The organism is Dactylosporangium sp. NPDC050688 (assembly GCF_040654515.1).
Lineage (GTDB): Bacteria > Actinomycetota > Actinomycetes > Mycobacteriales > Micromonosporaceae > Dactylosporangium.
This window is the reverse complement of sequence record NZ_JBFAIC010000123.1, coordinates 1-15,960: the sequence shown is the minus strand read 5'-3', so window position 1 is coordinate 15,960 and position 15,960 is coordinate 1. Positions and strand designations below refer to the sequence as shown.

Below are 15,960 nucleotides of genomic sequence, written 5' to 3'. Positions count from 1 at the left end.
GGCGGCGATGTCGCCGGCGTACTCCTTCAGGACCACGTTCCGCTTCACCTTCAACGCCCCGGCCGCCGGCGGTGCCGTGCCGGCCGCGCACGGGCCGGCCACCTCATCTCCGCCGCCCCGAGCGCCGGCGATGCCGTGCCGGCCGCGCACGGGCCGGCCACCTCATCTCCGCCGCCCCGAGCGCCGGCGATGCCGTGCCGGCCCGATCCCAGCGTGCCGTGGCGCGCGGGCCGGCGGCCTCGTCGGGCGCGCCGGGCACCGCGCGGCCGGTGCCGGTCGAGGGTCCTACGCCAGGTTGGACGACCTCGGGTACGCGTCCTCGGGGTCGGTGAGCACGTTGACCAGGTACGGCACGCCCGAGGCGAAGGCCCGCTCGAACGCGCCCGCGAGGTCCGCCGGCTTCTCCACGGTCTCGCCGGCGCCGCCGAGGGCCTTGACGACGTCGTCGTAGCGCAGGCCCGGCTGCAGGTCGGCGGCGACGTCGTAGCCGTAGATGTTGCGCATCGGGTGCTTCTCCAGGCCCCAGATGCCGTTGTTGCCGACCACGATCACGACCGGCAGCTGCTGGCGGACCAGCGACTCGACGTCCATCAGCGAGAAGCCCGCGGCGCCGTCGCCCATCAGCACGCAGATCTGGCGGTCCGGGTACGTCACCCGCGCCCCCATCGCGTAGCCCATGCCGGTGCCGAGGCAGCCGTACGGACCGGGGTCGAGCCAGGTGCCCGGCTGCGACGGCTCCAGGTACTTGCCGGCGTAGGACACGAAGTCGCCGCCGTCGCCGATCGTGACGGCGTCGTCGGCGAGGACCTTGCGCAGCTCACCGTAGACGCGGCTGGGCTTGATCGGGTCGGTGTCGGCCTCCAGGGCCTGCTGCTCCCGGGCCCGGCCGGCGTCCTCCGCGGCCCGCAGCGCCTCGATCCACTCCTCGTGGTCGGCGACGAGCCCGCCGTGCGACGCGAACGCCGCCAGGATCGCCCGCAGGTCACCCGACGGCGCGGCGGCCGGCGTGACATGGCCGGCCCGCTGCGACGGCGCGTCGGTGACGTGCACGACCTGCGCCCCGCCGAAGTCGCCGAAGCCGAGCCGGAAGTCCAGCGGGGTGCCGATGACGGCGATCACGTCCGCACCGCCGAACGCCGCCTTGCGCGCCCGGGAGAACGCCAGCGGGTGCGACGGCGGCAGCGTCCCCCGGCCCATGCCGTTGGCGAAGACGGGGACGCGCAGCGCCTCGGCCGCCTCCCGCAGCGCCGCGGTGGCGTGACCGGCCCACACGTCGGAGCCCGCGATGATCACGGGCCGCTGCGCGGCGGCGAGCAGCTGCACCGCCCGCGCGACCTCCTCGGGATCCGCCTCCTCGTGCGGTACCGCCGGAGCAGGCGCCGCCTCGACGCCGTCCGCCTGCGAGAACACCACTTCCAGCGGCAGGTCGACGAACACCGGGCCGCGGTGCGGGGTGAGCGCGGCCAGTGCCGCCGCCTGCATCCTGGCGTAGACCTCGTCGGTGCTGAAGATCGTCTCCGCGTGCTTGGTCACCGCCCGGACGATCGGCAGGTGGTCCATCTCCTGCAGGCTGCCCGAGCCCCAGCGGAACTGCGGCGCCCGACCGCCGATCACCACGACCGGCGCGCCGTTGAACGAGGCGCTGGTCAGCCCCGACACGCCGTTGGTGACGCCCGGTCCGGCGGTGAGCACGGCGAGCCCGGGACGGCGCTGCAGCTTGGCGACGGCCTCCGCGGCGAAGACGGCCGACTGCTCGTGCCGCACGTCGACGATCCGCACGCCGGTCTTGTGGGCGGCGTCGTACAGGGGGAAGACGTGGGCGCCGGAGAGCGTGAACAGCTCCTCGACGCCGAACCCCCGCAACGCCGCCAGGGCCAGGTCCCCGCCGTGCCCGTCGATCTGCGTCATGCACCCTCCTCGATCAGCTCTGACCGATGCGAATGTTACTCACTTTCACCGGCTTGCGGGGCCTGCACCACGCACGGTGTCTGCGCGGCACACCGTGTCGGCACGGCGCACCGCAGCGTCACGGTGCGCCGCAGCGTCACGGTGCGCCGCAGTGTCACGGTGCGCCGCAGTGTCACGGTGCGCCGCAGTGTCACGGTGCGCCGCAGTGTCACGGTGCGTTTGAGTCGAACCACGTGTCCGCCGGCGGCGGCCAGTGGTCGGCAGTCAGGTAGAAGGAGACATACCCGGCGACAACCGGGGTCGCGATCAGCAGCACCAGCACCAGCAGGGTGAGCATCGCACGGGCGAACGGCCCCCGCCGCCTGACCTGGCTCACCGGCCGCCGCTCGGCGGGCTGCCGCTCGGCGGACCGCCGGTCCTGGTACGTGGGCTGCTGCCGGACGCGCTGCTGCTGGACGGCCGGCTGCTGGCGGATCGGGCTGCCGTAGTCGTCGTAGCGGGTCGCGGGCTCGGCCGGCGCACCCGGGCTCACCGGCACCCCGGCACCCGACACGAACACCCGCCCCCCGGCCCGGTTCGGCGGCGCCGACACCGGCGGCCCCGAGACCGGCGGCCCCGACATCGGCTGGTTGTACGCCGCCGGCGGCCCGGACATCGGCTGGTTGTAACCGGCGGGCGGCCCGGACATGGGCTGGTTGTGCGTCGCCGGCGGCCCGGACATGGGCTGGTTGTAGCCCTGCTGGCCCGGCGCCGGCTGGCCGTAGGTCGCCGGCGGCGCCGACATCGGCTGATTGCCACCGCCGGGCGGCCCGTAGTTCACCGGTGGTCCGGAGGTCGGCACGCCATAGCTGCCCGATGGGGCCGACGTCTGGCTGCCCGCATAATTCCCGGGCGGCGCGGACGCGGGATAGGTCGAGAACCCGCCTGCGGGCGGCGCCGAGACCGGTGGACCCGACATGGGCACCCCGGACATCGGCGCGGCGGACTCCGCGGCGAACGTGCCCGCCTCGGGCCACAACGGCGCATCCGCCGCCCCGCCGGCACCGGACTGCCCAGCGGCGCCCCCACCACCCGGTTGCCCCGCCCCGAAAGGACCCACCCCTGGCTGCGCCGCACCGAACTGCCCAGCACCACCCGGCGCCGCACCGAACTGCCCAGCTCCCGACGGTCCAGCGCCGGACGCCCCAGCACCCGCAAGCCCAGCACCCGACCGCCCGGCGCCTGAGGTCGGTGCCGGTGGTTGCCAGTCGAAGCCCGGCACCCGCGGCATCACGCCCGTCGCCGGTCCCGGGGCCGGCTCCGCCGTCGCCTGGATCTCCGTCGAGCCGGTCAGCATGCTGCCCTCGGCGACGACCAGCTCGGGCTGCTCGATCACCGCGGGCGCGGTGCCCAGGGCGCGGTGCAGCAACGTGCCGACCAGCGGCATACGGCTGGAGCCGCCGACCAGGAAGACGCCCGCGACGCTGCCCTCGCTCAGCTGCGCCCAGCGCATGACGCCCTGCGTGACGCGGACCGTCTGCTCCAGCAGCGGCTGCGCGAGGCGCTCCAGCTCGTCGCGGGTGAGGTGCACGTCGATGTTGAGCAGCGGCACGGTCAGGTCGGAGGCCGGCTGGCGGGACAGGCGCTCCTTCGCCACGCGGGCATCGTCGAACAGCAGCCGCCGCGCCCGGCGGTCCTCGATCGTCTGCGGGCTCATCAACCGCTGCCACTCCTGGGGCGACTGTGCCTCGCAGATCGCGCCGATGTGCGCGACGATCGCGTTGTCGAGGTCGATGCCGCCGATGTCGTCGCGGCCGTCGACCGCGAGGACCTCGAAGCCGTCGCGGGTGCGGGCCACGACGCTGGCGTCGAACGTGCCGGCGCCGAAGTCGTGCACGACCACGACCGAGCCGACGGGCACGTCCTTGCCGAGCACCTGGGTGAAGTAGGCGGCGGCCGCGACGGGCTCCGGCACCAGCCGCACCCGGCCCAGGCCGGCGGCGGCCGCGGCGTCGGCGACGGCGAGCCGCCGGGTCGCGCCCCACGACGCCGGGAATGTCACCGTCACCTCGGACGCGACGTCACCGACGGTGCGCGTCCACTCGTCGCGGACCCGCCGCAGGACGGTCGCCACCAGGTCGTTGACCGGGATCTCACGGTCGCCGAGCAGCACGGTGCCGTCGTCGATGCGGCGCTTCGGGTTGGGCTCGAAGCGGGCCGGCTCCAGCCGGGCGCTGTGCACGGCGTCGCGGCCGACGATGACGGTGCCGCCGGGCTCGGCATAGACAGCGGAGGGCAGCAGCGGAGAGCCGTCGAACAGCAGCGCCCGGGACCGCCCGTCCGGCCACCGCACCACGGCGACGGTGTTGGAGGTGCCGAAGTCGACACCGAGCCGGATCCCTGGCGTTGGCATGCCCCGAAGTCTAGGCGCCGGGTACGACTCTTCTCACACCTCGGCGGCTCCGGTCGCGTTGCCGACTGACGGGTCCGGCGGGGCGGGAGCGCGCGGCGGACGGACCCAGGCCCGCGCGCTGGGCAGCAGGAGCAGCAGCGCCGAGCCGAGGTAGACCAGGGCGAGCACGGACCAGGCCGGCTGGTGCGACTCCGAGGCGGTGAACGCCGCACCCGCGGCGACGAGCAGGCACAGCGTGATCGGATACCAGAGGTGCCCGTTGGTGCCCCGGCGCAGCCGCCGGGCGCCGTGCGTGAACAGCACCGCGAGCGCGAGGGTGGCCAGCGTGCCGTACAACGCGGTCTCCCACGCCCGCTCCGGCACCCTGAAGTCGGATTGCGGCAGTTTGGCGGCGATCAGCACGATGCCGGAGATGGCGGTCGAGATGTACATCAGCACGCCGTACAGCGTCAGGAAGCCCGCGGGCCAGCGGATCGTTCCCGGTGCGATCCGGCGCGGCGGGGGCATGACGTATTGCGGCACGTAGACCACGGCCGGTGGCGGTGGCTGGTAGTACACGGGCCGCGGAGGCGGATACGGCCGTTGGGGCGGCATCCGGTGTACCGGCGGCGCGGGACTGAACGGAACGGGGCTGACGGGCACCGCACCCGGCGACACCGGCGCCCGGGCACCGGAGACCGGCGCCACCCCGACCGGCCCTGCGGCGGGCGACACGGGAAGCGCACCCGGCGGCACCACCGGCGACCCCGGCGGCACCACCGGCAAATTGACCGGCGCGGACGCCACGACCGGCGCCGCGCCGGCGGGAAGCACCGGCGCCGCACCCCTGGAGACGGGCTCGGCGCCCGACGGCACCACGGCCCGCCCCGCGACGGCACCCGAAGGCACCCCGCGCGCGGCCCCGCCGGACGGCGGCCGGGCCGCCGGCACCGACGCGCCCGAGGGCTTGTCGACCCGCGCACCGACCAGGACGCTGCCCTCGGCGACCACCATCTCCGGCTGCTCGATCGTCACCGGCGGCTTGCCGAACGCGCGGTGCAGCTCGGTGGCGACCAACGGGATCTGGCTCGCCCCGCCGACCAGGAAGATCCCCGCGACCTGCTCGGGCGTGACCCGCGACAGCCGGACCGTCTCGGTCAGCACCCGCACGGTGCGCTCCACGAGCGGCCGGGCCGCCACGTCGAACTCCTCCCGGGTGAGCTGGACGTCGACGTCCAGCAGCGGCACCAGGACCGTGACGGAGGAGGTGCGCGACAGCCGCTCCTTGGCCTCGCGGACCTCGTCGCGCAGCGCCCGGGCGGCCCTGGCCTCCTCGATCGTCGACGGCGCCGTCAGCCGCTGCCAGCGCTCCGCCGGCAGGGTACGGCCGATCATGGCGAGCACGACCTCGTCGAAGTCGAGGCCGCCCAGGTCGTCACGGCCGTCGACGGCGAGCACCTCGAAACCTTCCCGGGTACGCGCCACGACGCTGCCGTCGAAGGTGCCGGCGCCCAGGTCGTACACGACCACGGCGGAGCCGACGGGCACCAGGTGGCGCAGGACCCGCACGAAGTAGGTCGCGGCCGCCACCGGCTCGGGCACCAGGGTCGCGTCGGGCAGCTCGGCGGCCCGCACCGCCGCCGCGAGGGCCTTGCGGCGGGTGGAGGCCCAGTTGGCGGGGTGCGTCACGGTGACGCTCACCGGTGGCCCGCCGGCGGTGCGGGTGAACTCGGCGCGGACCCGCTGGAAGACCGCGACGAGCAGGTCGTGCACGGGCACCTCACGGTCGCCGAGGAGCACGTGACCGTCGTCGATGCGGCGCTTCGGGTTGGGCTCGAAGCTGGCCGGCGCGCGGCGGGCGCTGTGCACCGCGTCGCGGCCGACGACCAGCTCACCGTCGTCCCAGAACGTCGCGGACGGCAGCAGCGGCGTGCCGTCGAAGAGCAGGGGGCGGGCCCGGCCGTCGGGCCAGCGGGCCACGGCCACGGTGTGCGACGTGCCGAAGTCCACACCCAGGACCACCATGCCGGAAATCCTAAGGGCTACGCGGACTGCTCGACGGCCCGCTGCAGGGCCCGGTAGATCTGCCCGAACTTGGGCGAGTCGGTGGTCGAGTACATGATGGCGTCGCCGGCGCGGGTGCGCACCCAGATCTCGTGGACGCCCTTGCCGTGGTCGTGCGCGCGGTCGAGCAGTTCGAGCAGGCCCTCGACGCTGAACGCGACGATCCCGCCGATCACGATGATGCCGAGGATGCCGCCCGCGATGTACATCGTGGAGTCCGGGCCGGTGAAGTCGATCCGTCTGGCGGCGACGCCACCGGCGACGATCAGGCCGATGATCAGCGCGACCGCGCCGCCGCGGGTGGCCAGCATGTACGCGCCCTGCACGAGCCGGCCGGAGCGGCGGTGCCAGATGTAGGTGAGGGTCTCCAGCGGATACCACGCGTCATCGACGCGCACACCCTCGGAGCTGATGTGCACCTGCTGGTCGCGGTAGTACGTGGTCGCCATGGCACATCCGACGGTACGCCGGAATACGCTGCGGGCAACGACAACGACGTTGAGGAGACAATGTGGGCGACAGCAGACTGGTCCGGCTGGAGATCGAGGACGGTATCGGCACGATCCGGCTGGACCGTCCACCGGTCAACGCGCTGAACAAGCGGATCCAGGAGGAGCTGCGCGAGGTGGCGGACGCGGCGACGGCCGACCCCGAGGTGCGGGCGGTCATCCTGTACGGGGGAGACAAGGTCTTCGCCGCCGGCGCCGACATCAAGGAGATGGCCGTCATGGGCTACTCCGAGATGTCGTCGTGGGGCCCGGCGCTCACCGGTGCGCTCGACGCCGTGGCCCGCATCCCGAAGCCGGTCGTCGCCGCCGTCACCGGGTACGCGCTCGGCGGCGGCTGCGAGCTCGCGCTGACCGCCGACTGGCGGGTGGTCGCCGAGGACGCGACCCTGGGCCTGCCGGAGATCACTCTCGGCGTCATCCCGGGGGCGGGTGGCACGCAGCGGCTGGCGCGGCTCGTCGGCCCGGCCCGCGCCAAGGAGCTGATCATGTCCGGGCGGTTCGTGAAGGCCGCGGAGGCGCTGGCGATCGGCCTGGCCGACAAGGTGGTCCCGGCGGCGGAGGTGTACGCGACGGCGAAGGCCATGGTCGAGCCCTACGTGCACGGGCCGAGGCACGCGCTGCGGGCCGCGAAGCTCGCCGTCGACGGCGGCCTGGACATGGATCTCGCCTCCGGCCTGGTCTGGGAGAGCCAGCTGTTCGCGGCGCTGTTCGGCACCGAGGACAAGACCGAGGGCATGAACGCGTTCATCGAGAAGCGCAAGCCCAACTTCGGCTGACAACCCCGGGGTCGCGGGTCGGCGCGAGGCGCCGGCCCGGCTGTCCCTAGACCGCCTGGGCGTGGTAGCGACCGTCCACGATCGACAGTCCCAGCGGCAGCCCGAACGTCTTGGAGAGGTTCTCCGCCGTCACGGTGTCCCTGAGCAGCCCCTGCGCCACGACGCCGCCGTCGCGCATCAGCAGCGCGTGGGTGAACCCCGGCGGGATCTCCTCGACGTGGTGCGTGACGAGCACGATCGCCGGCGAGTCCGGGTCGGCGGCGAGCTCCGACAGCCGCCGGACCAGGTCCTCGCGGGCGCCGAGGTCCAGCCCGGCGGCCGGCTCGTCGAGCAGGAGCAGCTCCGGGTCGACCATGAGGGACCGGGCGATCTGCACCCGTTTGCGCTCGCCCTCGGACAGGGTGCCGTAGAGCCGGTCGGCGAGCGCGCCGACGCCGAACTGCTCCAGCAGCGCCTGCGCCCTGGCCTCGTCCATGCGGTCGTACCGCTCGGTGAAGCGCCCCACGACCGCCCAGGAGGCGGTGACGACGACGTCACGGACCGTCTCGTCGGGCGGCAGCTGCAGCCCGGCGGAGGAGAACCCGAGCCGGGTCTTGAGCTCGTTGATGTTGGTGCGGCCGAGCTTCTCCCCCAGCACGGTCACCGTGCCGCGGGTCGGGTACAGCCGGGCCCCGGCGAGGTTGAGCAGCGTGGTCTTGCCGGCGCCGTTGGGGCCGAGCACGACCCAGCGCTCGTCGAGCTCGACCTGCCAGCTCACCGATCGGATGAGGTCGGACCGGTTGCGGGTCACCGTCGCTTTGTCGACCGCGATGACAAGGTCATCAGACACGAGCCAATCCAACCACGTCCCCGCCCCGGCCACGGCCTGGCCCCCCATGCACGGTACAAACGCCGTATCGTGCGCCTGGATGAGTGCCGTACTGGAAATCGCCGGTCTGGTGAAGACGTACCAGACGCTGTTCGGCAAGCCGAGGGTCGCGCTGGACCACCTCGACATGGAGGTTCACCAGGGGCAGATCCACGGGTTCCTGGGTCCGAACGGGTCGGGCAAGAGCACGACGCTGAAGACGCTGCTGGGGTTGCTGCGGGCCAACTCCGGTCACATGCGCATCCTCGGCCAGCCCGTGCCGAGGATGTTGCCGCAGGTGGTGTCGCGGGTCGGCGCGATCGTCGAGGCACCGGCGTTCTTCGGCAACTTCACCGCGCACAAGACGCTCCTGCTGCTGGCCAAGGCGGGTGGGGTACCGAAGCACCGGGTGGACGTGGTCCTCGACCAGGTCGGCCTGGCCAACCGCGCCGAGGACTTCGTCAAGACCTACTCCCTCGGCATGAAGCAGCGCCTCGCGGTGGCCTCGGCCCTGCTCAAGGACCCCGAGCTGCTGATCCTCGACGAGCCGAGCAACGGGCTGGACCCGGCCGGCATCCGCGAGATGCGCGACCTGCTGCGCGAGCACGCCGACCGCGGCGCGACCATCATCATCTCCAGCCACATCCTCGCCGAGATCCAGCAGACCTGCGACTCGGTCACGATCATCTCCCGTGGCCGCCGGGTCGCCGCCGGGGCGGTGTCGCAGGTGCTCGCCGCCAACGACCGCGGCACCTACCGGGTCCGCGTCGACGACCTGCCCCGGGCCGCGCAGATCCTCGCCGACGCCGGCGCCCAGATCACGGTCTCCGGCGACCAGATCGTCGTGCACGACCTCGCCGACCCGGCCTGGGTGTCGCGCGCCCTCGGCCTGCACGACCTGTGGGTGCGCGAGCTCGCCCCGGTCGCGCAGCTGGAGGACGCGTTCCTCAGCCTGACCGGCGGCGGCCCGCGCCGCGGCCAGTTCCGCCCGGTCGACAACTCCGACTGGCCCGACCGCGACGGGCCCGCGCCCGAGCCGCCGTTCGAGGTCACCGGGCAGGTCATCGAGAACGGACGGCACGCATGACGCAGCTGCTGCGGGCCGAGTGGACCCGCCTGTTCAGCCGCCGGGTCACGCTGGTGACGCTGGTGCTCATCGCCACGCTGCTGGCGTTCCTGACGTTCGGCTTCACGCTGACCCGTAGCGACCCGACCGCCGAGGAGCTGCGCACGGCGGGCGAGCGCGCCCAGGCCGCGGCCGTCCTCTACGACCGCAACGTCGAGCTGTGCGAGGCCGTGCAGAGCGGCACCCAGCCCGCGCCGGCCGGGGTGGACTTCCCCCGCGGCTGCGACTACGGCCCGCGCCCCACCACCGAGTCGATGCTGGACTTCGGCTTCTCGTTCGCCCGCCAGTGGCCGCAGCTGTACACGACCGCGGCGATCGTGCTGACGGTCGCGGGGTTCGTGCTCGGCGCGTCGTTCGTGGGCGTGGAGTGGAGCTCCGGCGGCATGCTCAACCTGCTGCTGTGGGCGCCGCGCCGGGGCGCGGTCCTGGCCGGCAAGCTGATCGCGGCCTGTGCCGGGGTCGGGCTGATGTCGGTGGTGTACCTGGCGGCCTGGAGCGGGGCGTTCGTGGCGGTCGACGCCCTCAACGACACGGTCAGCGTGATGGGACTGTCCGACTGGACGTCGCTGCTGCTCACCGGGGTCAGGGTGACGCTGCTGGCCATGGCCGGCACCGCGCTGGGCTTCGCGATCGCCTCGATGGGGCGCCACACGTCCACCGCGCTGGGCGTCGGGATCGCCTATCTGCTGGTGTACGAGCTGGGCACGCTCATCCTGTCCGAACTGATCGGCGGCGTCGACTACATGGCGAAGTTCCGGCTGTCGAGCTGGGTGTCGGCGTGGCTGAACAAGTCGCACACGTTCGAGGGCGCCCCGGCGTCCTGCGACGACCAGGGCTGCGTGCCGGCCACCATCCTGTCGTCGGGCACCTGGCCGCAGGCCGGCGCCGTTTTCGCGCTGGTCGTGGGGGTCCTGCTGGCCGGCGCGTTCACCGCGATGCACCGGCGCGACACGAACTGACCAACCGGGCGGCGGCCCGGCTGGCTGCCGGGCGGTGCTGCCCGGCAGCGCCGCCCAGCGCCCGGCAGTGGCGCCCGGCCGTCAGGCGGTGTCGCCGAAGACCTCCTCGCGCACGGCGTCGAGGCCGGTGAGGATGGCGCCGTTGAGCACGGGCTCGCCGGCCACCTCGGTGGCCACGACCCGCGGGGACACCACGGCGATCGCGGCGACCTCGTGCTGCACCCGCTGCGCGAGGTCCGCGCCGCCGGCCTGGCCGATCTCGCCGGCGAGCACCACCAGCTCGGGGTCGAGCACCAGCCCGACCGACGCCACGCCGAGGGAGATGCGGCGGGCCAGCTCGTCGAGGAACGGGCTGCCGGCGGTGCCGGCGGCGATGGCGGCCCTGATCGCCTCGCCCGCGCTGGAGGCCTTGAAGCCGTGCGACTTGGCGACCGCCTTGACCGCCGCGGCGTCGGTGAGCATCCGGAACCCGCTCTTGGCCCGGCGCGACGCGTCGCGGCTCACCTGGGTGCCGGCGACCGGCAGGTAGCCGATCTCGCCGGCCGCGCCGACGCTGCCGCGGTGCAGCCGGCCGCCGAGGACGACGGCGGTGCCGACACCGCGGTCGAGCCACACCAGGACGAAGTCCTTCGCGCCGATCGCGGCGCCGCTGTGCTGCTCGGCGATGGCGGCAAGGTTCACGTCGTTCTCGAACACGACGGGCCGGCCGAGGTCCTCGCGCAGCGCCGTGAGCAGCCCGCGGTGCCAGCGCGGCAGGTCCCAGGCGAACGTGATCTCGCCGCTCTTCGGGTCGACCAGGCCCGGGGTGCCGAGCACGATGCGGCGGATGCGCTCGATCGGCGCACCGGCCTCGGCCGCCGCCTCGACCACCGCGGCGTGCACGACCTTGACCGGGTCGTCGCCCTCGCCGATCGACACGTCCGTGCGACCGACGATTTTGCCCGTGATGTCCGCCACGCCGGCCACGACGTGCTGCGGCCCGGCGTCGACGCCCACGACGTACGCGGTGGCGGGGACCACGGCGTACATCTGCGCGTTGGGCCCGCGGCCGCCGGCCTGCTCACCGACCCGCGTCACCAGGCCGCGCTCCTCGAGGCGCTCCACCAGTTGGGACGCGGTGACCTTGGACAGCCCGGTCAACTCGCCGAGCTGCGCGCGGGTCAGCGGACCCTTGCTGAGCAGCAGCTCGAGGGCGGCGCGGTCGTTGAGCGCGCGCAGCAACCTAGGGGTGCCGGGAAGACGAGCAGAACTCATGGTGATGAACACCCCTAGTATTTAAGAAACTTTCCTATTAGATTGCCTCGGGCAACCTATACCGGAAAGCGTACGGTCACACCACCCGCACGGCCTACGCACAACCGGTCAAAAAGCTCTTACGATCGTGGCTAGCGCGTCCGACGAGTGTCCAACACTGGTCCAGGCGCTGAGGGGGGAACACCGTGTCGAACGATCCAGGACTCCGCCGGCTGGCGCTGGGCACGCTGCTCGGCGCATTCCCGGGCGCCCAGCCCCCCGCCTGGGCCGTCGACCTGGTCGCCGAGGGGATGGCAGGACACCTGCTGTTCGGCTACAACATCGTGGACCGCGACCAGGTCGCCGCGCTCACCGCCGAGCTGCACGCCGCCCGCGACGGCGTGCTCATCGCCATCGACGAGGAGGGCGGTGACGTCACCCGCCTGGCGCACCGCCTCGGCAGCCCGTACCCGGGCAACGCCGCCCTCGGCGCGCTGGGTGACCCGGCGATCACCCGCCGCGTGTACCGCACCATCGGCGCCGAGCTCGACCAGCTGGGGCTCAACCTCAACCTGGCACCGACCGTCGACGTCAACACCGCCGACGACAACCCGATCATCGGCACCCGCAGCTTCGGCGCCGACCCGCACCTGGTCGCCGCGCACACCGCCGCCGCCATCCACGGCCTGCAGAGCGCCCGGGTGGCCGCCTGCGCCAAGCACTTCCCCGGCCACGGCGCGACCCTCGCCGACTCGCACCTGGAGCTGCCCACCGTCGACATCACCGCTGACGAGCTGCGCGGCCGCGAGCTGCCACCCTTCGTCGCGGCCGTCGAGGCGGGCACCAAGTCGATCATGAGTGCGCACATCCGGGTGCCCGCCCTCACCGGCGACGCCCCGGCCACCTTCAGCCGGGCCGTCCTCGTCGACCTGCTGCGCACCGAGCTCGGCTTCACCGGCGTCGTCGTCACCGACGCCCTGGAGATGCTCGGCGCCGCCCGCTACGCCGGCAGCACCCAGGCGGGTGCCGTGCTCGCCCTCGCCGCCGGCGCCGACCTGCTCTGCGTCGGCGCCGACGTCGACGAGAAACTCACCCTCGCCTGCGTCGACGAGATCGTCGACGCCGTCCAGGACGGCCGCCTGCCCCTCGCCCGCCTGGAGGAGGCCGTGGCCCGCGTCCAAGCGCTGTCCGACTGGACCCGCCAGGGCGACCGCACCGACCGGGAGGAGCCCGGCCTCGGGTACCCGGCAGCGCTCAGCGCGGTGCGCATCGAGGGCTCCGTAGATCGCTCCGCCGCCCCGCTGATCGTCCAGCTGGAGTCGGAGTCGTCGATCGCCGCCGGTCGCGTCCCGTGGGGCCTCGGCCCGCACGTCAACGGCACCGAGCAGATCCGCGTCGTGGCCGAGCAGGCCGCCCCCGAGGAGCTGCGCGCCGCGGCCGGCGCCCGCCCGATCGTGGTCGTTGGCCGCAACGTCCACCGCCTGCCGGGCGCCCGCGCCCTGGTCGAGACCCTGGCCGCCACCCACCCCGTCACCGTCGTCGAGATGGGCTGGCCGTCCTCGTGGCGCCCGGCGAACGCCCGCGCCTTCATCACCACCTGGGGCGCCAGCCACGCCAACGGCCGCGCCGCCGCCGAGACCCTCGGCCTCGCCGCCTGAAGCCCCCTCATGATCCCGAATGGTCCTGGTAGCCAGGGCCACCGGAACCATTCGGGATCATGAGCGGGGTTATCCACAGGTGGAGGTTGATGCTTCCGCCGGGAGTCCGCCCGTGGACATGCTGGCCGGGTGCTTGATGAGGTTGTGCAGGAGCAGGCCGGCATGGTGACCCGGGCGCAGGCCCGCGCGGCCGGCCTGAGCGAGGGCACGATCCGCGCGCACGTCGACGCCGGGCGCTGGAAGAGGGTCTTCCGCGGTGTCTACCAGACCTTCACTGGTGAGCCACCGCGGGCGGCCCAGCTCTGGGCGGTGCAGCTGCGGGCCGGGGCCGGCTCGGCGCTCAGCCACGAAACGGCGGCCGAGCTGCACGGCCTGCTCGACCATCCGGCCGACCACGTGCACGTCACCGTCCCCGCGAACCGGCGGATGCCGCCGACCCCGGGCGTCGTCGTGCACATCTGCCAGCGGGTCGACGCGGCCACCCACCCCGGCCCGGCATTGCGGCGCACCCGCGTCGAGGAGACCGTCCTGGACCTCGCCGGCCGACAGCGGCGCCTCGACGACGCGATCGGCTGGGTCACCAGGGCCTGTGCCCGGCGGCTGACCACCCCGCAGCGGCTGGCGGCCGCACTCCGCCAGCGCAGGAAGCTGCGCTGGCGGCGGCTGCTGGAGAGCGTCGTGGACGACGCCGTGGCCGGCGCGCACTCGGTCCTGGAGCTGCGCTACCTCCGTGACGTGGAGCGCGCCCACCGCCTGCCGACCGGCCGGCGGCAGGCCCACCGGCAAGGGTTCTACCGCGATGTGGAGTACCGGAGGTTCGCCACGGTCGTCGAGCTGGACGGCAGGGCGTACCACCCCGAGGACCGCCGCCACCATGACCGCCGGCGGGACAACGAGGCTGCCGCCGGCGGGCACCGGACGCTGCGCTACGGCTGGGGAGACGTGGTGACCCCCTGCGCCACCGCGATCCAGGTCGCCCGGGCACTCCGCGCCGGCGGCTGGACCGGCCGCATCCAGCCCTGCCACCGCCCCGGCTGCCCGGCTCGCCGCACCACCCGCCGCCGCTCATGATCCCGAACGGTTCCGGTAGCCCTGGCTACCAGAACCGTTCGGGATCATGGGAGAACTACGCTGCGGAGGCCCGGACCAGGGTGCGGATCTGGCGCAGGAGCACGGAGAGGGCGGCCAGGTCCCCGGGGGACTCGCCGAACTCGCCGATGGCGTTGCGGGTGCGGGCGATCGACGTGGCGTTGCTCTGCTCCCACTCGTCGACGCGGGCCTCGGCGTCCTCGGAGGGGGCCGTGCCGTTGAGGACCTCGGCGGTGAGGGCCGCCAGCGCCGCGTACAGGTCGTAGCGCAGCGCCATGCGGGCCAGGGTCTGCCAGCGGTCCTCGCGGGGCAGGTCGGAGATCTTCGACAGCAGGTTGTCGACGCGGAAGCGCTCCGAGAGCACGTAGTAGACCGTGGCCACCTCGTTGACGTCACGGCCGGTCTGGGAGGCGACCTCGACGATGTCGAGCAGGCCGAAGCCGTACATGATGCGGGTGGTCTGCTCGGCCAGGTGGTCGGGCAGGCCGAGCTCGCGCAGCCGGACGGTGTTGGCCCGCAGGGCGTCGCGCTCGCGGCCCCGGAACAGCGTGTCGATCTCGCCGAGCAGCCGGGAGATGCCGGGGCGCAGCCGGGCGATCTCGCCGGGCACGTCGATCGGCAGGCGGCGGTTGGAGACCAGCCAGCGCACCGTCCGGTCGAGCAGCCGCCGGATCTCCAGGTACACCTCGGTCTGCGACTCGGTCGGGATCTGGTTGTCGAGGTCCTCGACGGCTGTGCGCAGCGCGTTGAGCCCGTAGACCTCGCGGATCACGACGGAGGCGCGCAGCACGTCGGCCGAGCCTGCGCCGGTCTCCTCCGACGCGCGGTGGAAGAACGACGTGCCGCCCCGGTTGACCGCCTCGTTGACCACGGCCGTGGTGACGATCTCGCGGCGCAGCGGGTGCTCGGCCATCGCCTCGGCGAACCGCTCGCGCAGCGCGGTCGGGAAGTAGCCGACGAGCACCTCGTTGGTCCACTCCTCGTCCGGCAGGCCGGAGTCGAGGATCTCGTGCTCGAGGCCGATCTTCACGTAGGAGAGCATGACCGCGAACTCGGGCGAGGTCAGGCCGACGCCGAGCGCGGCGCGGGAGTCGAGCTCCTCGTCGGTCGGCAGCCCCTCCAGGACCCGGTCGAGCTGGCCGCGGCGCTCCAGCTCGGCGATGAGCCGCTTGTGCACCGGTAGCAGCGACCGGGACTGAGCCCGGGCGTTGCCCAGCGCGGTGGCCTGGTCGTAGTTGTCACGCAGGACGAGCCTGCCGACCTCGTCGGTCATCTGCGCCAGCAGCGGGTTGCGCTCGGCCCGGTCCAGCTCGCCCGCGGCGACAGCGCGGTCGAGCAGGATCTTGATGTTGACCTCGTGGTCGGAGCAGTCGACGCCGGCGGAGTTGTCGATGAAGTCGGTGGCGATGCGGCCGCCGCC

General features: G+C 73.5%; 12 protein-coding genes. 5 read left to right on the top strand and 7 right to left on the bottom strand.

All coding sequences use genetic code 11. The annotated features are described in order from the left end of the window. Positions 1–285: 285 nt before the first annotated feature. From AB0H83_RS50125 to AB0H83_RS50110, 4 genes are all read right to left on the bottom strand, one after another. A complete protein-coding gene (locus tag AB0H83_RS50125; RefSeq protein WP_360110550.1) occupies positions 286–1,908 on the bottom strand; it encodes an acetolactate synthase in 1,623 nt (540 codons plus the stop codon). Between the two features lie 208 nt (positions 1,909–2,116). Then, the gene (locus AB0H83_RS50120) at positions 2,117–4,300 is read right to left on the bottom strand and encodes an Hsp70 family protein (protein WP_360110547.1); all 2,184 of its coding nucleotides are present in this window, start codon (positions 4,298–4,300) and stop codon (positions 2,117–2,119) included. A gap of 33 nt (positions 4,301–4,333) precedes the next feature. Further along, on the bottom strand, positions 4,334–6,304 hold the full coding sequence (locus tag AB0H83_RS50115) for an Hsp70 family protein (RefSeq protein WP_360110544.1): 1,971 nt from the start codon (positions 6,302–6,304) through the stop codon (positions 4,334–4,336). Between the two features lie 17 nt (positions 6,305–6,321). Further along, a complete protein-coding gene (locus AB0H83_RS50110; RefSeq protein ID WP_360110541.1) occupies positions 6,322–6,792 on the bottom strand; it encodes a DUF6232 family protein in 471 nt (156 codons plus the stop codon). A gap of 62 nt (positions 6,793–6,854) precedes the next feature. On the opposite strand from AB0H83_RS50110, the gene AB0H83_RS50105 reads away from it, so the two are divergent. Then, positions 6,855–7,628, top strand: a complete 774-nt coding sequence (locus AB0H83_RS50105; protein ID WP_360110538.1) for an enoyl-CoA hydratase-related protein — start codon at positions 6,855–6,857, stop codon at positions 7,626–7,628. A gap of 46 nt (positions 7,629–7,674) precedes the next feature. On the opposite strand, the gene AB0H83_RS50100 is transcribed toward AB0H83_RS50105, so the two are convergent. Then, positions 7,675–8,457, bottom strand: a complete 783-nt coding sequence (locus AB0H83_RS50100; protein WP_360110535.1) for an ABC transporter ATP-binding protein — start codon at positions 8,455–8,457, stop codon at positions 7,675–7,677. A gap of 79 nt (positions 8,458–8,536) precedes the next feature. Between AB0H83_RS50100 and AB0H83_RS50095 the strand changes: the two genes are divergently transcribed. Together AB0H83_RS50095 and AB0H83_RS50090 are read left to right on the top strand one after the other, a co-directional pair. Continuing rightward, entirely contained in the window at positions 8,537–9,562 is a 1,026-nt protein-coding gene (locus tag AB0H83_RS50095; protein ID WP_360110532.1) for an ATP-binding cassette domain-containing protein, read from the top strand. Continuing rightward, positions 9,559–10,560: an ABC transporter permease subunit gene (locus AB0H83_RS50090; RefSeq protein WP_360110530.1), complete on the top strand. Its 1,002-nt coding sequence runs from the start codon at positions 9,559–9,561 to the stop codon at positions 10,558–10,560. The genes AB0H83_RS50095 and AB0H83_RS50090 overlap by 4 nt, the downstream gene beginning before the upstream one ends. 81 nt (positions 10,561–10,641) lie before the next feature. Here AB0H83_RS50090 and AB0H83_RS50085 read toward each other — a convergent pair whose 3' ends face one another. Further along, positions 10,642–11,814, bottom strand: a complete 1,173-nt coding sequence (locus tag AB0H83_RS50085; protein WP_360110527.1) for an ROK family transcriptional regulator — start codon at positions 11,812–11,814, stop codon at positions 10,642–10,644. Between the two features lie 185 nt (positions 11,815–11,999). Here AB0H83_RS50085 and AB0H83_RS50080 point away from each other — a divergent pair, with 185 nt between their 5' ends. Both AB0H83_RS50080 and AB0H83_RS50075 read left to right on the top strand, forming a co-directional pair. After that, positions 12,000–13,451 (top strand): glycoside hydrolase family 3 N-terminal domain-containing protein, encoded by a 1,452-nt coding sequence (locus tag AB0H83_RS50080; protein ID WP_360110524.1) that lies wholly within the window; start codon positions 12,000–12,002, stop codon positions 13,449–13,451. A gap of 129 nt (positions 13,452–13,580) precedes the next feature. Beyond that, positions 13,581–14,522 (top strand): type IV toxin-antitoxin system AbiEi family antitoxin domain-containing protein, encoded by a 942-nt coding sequence (locus AB0H83_RS50075; RefSeq protein ID WP_360110521.1) that lies wholly within the window; start codon positions 13,581–13,583, stop codon positions 14,520–14,522. 55 nt (positions 14,523–14,577) lie between these two features. Here AB0H83_RS50075 and AB0H83_RS50070 read toward each other — a convergent pair. Beyond that, the coding region (locus AB0H83_RS50070; protein WP_360110518.1) for an NAD-glutamate dehydrogenase domain-containing protein at positions 14,578–15,960 on the bottom strand (1,383 nt) is incomplete at its 5' end.

Bases quoted from the DNA above. Each gene is read 5' to 3' on its own strand.
- AB0H83_RS50125 (WP_360110550.1), bottom strand. From the start codon at position 1,908: ATGACGCAGATCGACGGGCACGGCGGGGACCTGGCCCTGGCGGCGTTG.
- AB0H83_RS50120 (WP_360110547.1), bottom strand. From the start codon at position 4,300: ATGCCAACGCCAGGGATCCGGCTCGGTGTCGACTTCGGCACCTCCAAC.
- AB0H83_RS50115 (WP_360110544.1), bottom strand. From the start codon at position 6,304: ATGGTGGTCCTGGGTGTGGACTTCGGCACGTCGCACACCGTGGCCGTG.
- AB0H83_RS50110 (WP_360110541.1), bottom strand. From the start codon at position 6,792: ATGGCGACCACGTACTACCGCGACCAGCAGGTGCACATCAGCTCCGAG.
- AB0H83_RS50095 (WP_360110532.1), top strand. From the start codon at position 8,537: ATGAGTGCCGTACTGGAAATCGCCGGTCTGGTGAAGACGTACCAGACG.
- AB0H83_RS50090 (WP_360110530.1), top strand. From the start codon at position 9,559: ATGACGCAGCTGCTGCGGGCCGAGTGGACCCGCCTGTTCAGCCGCCGG.
- AB0H83_RS50085 (WP_360110527.1), bottom strand. From the start codon at position 11,814: ATGAGTTCTGCTCGTCTTCCCGGCACCCCTAGGTTGCTGCGCGCGCTC.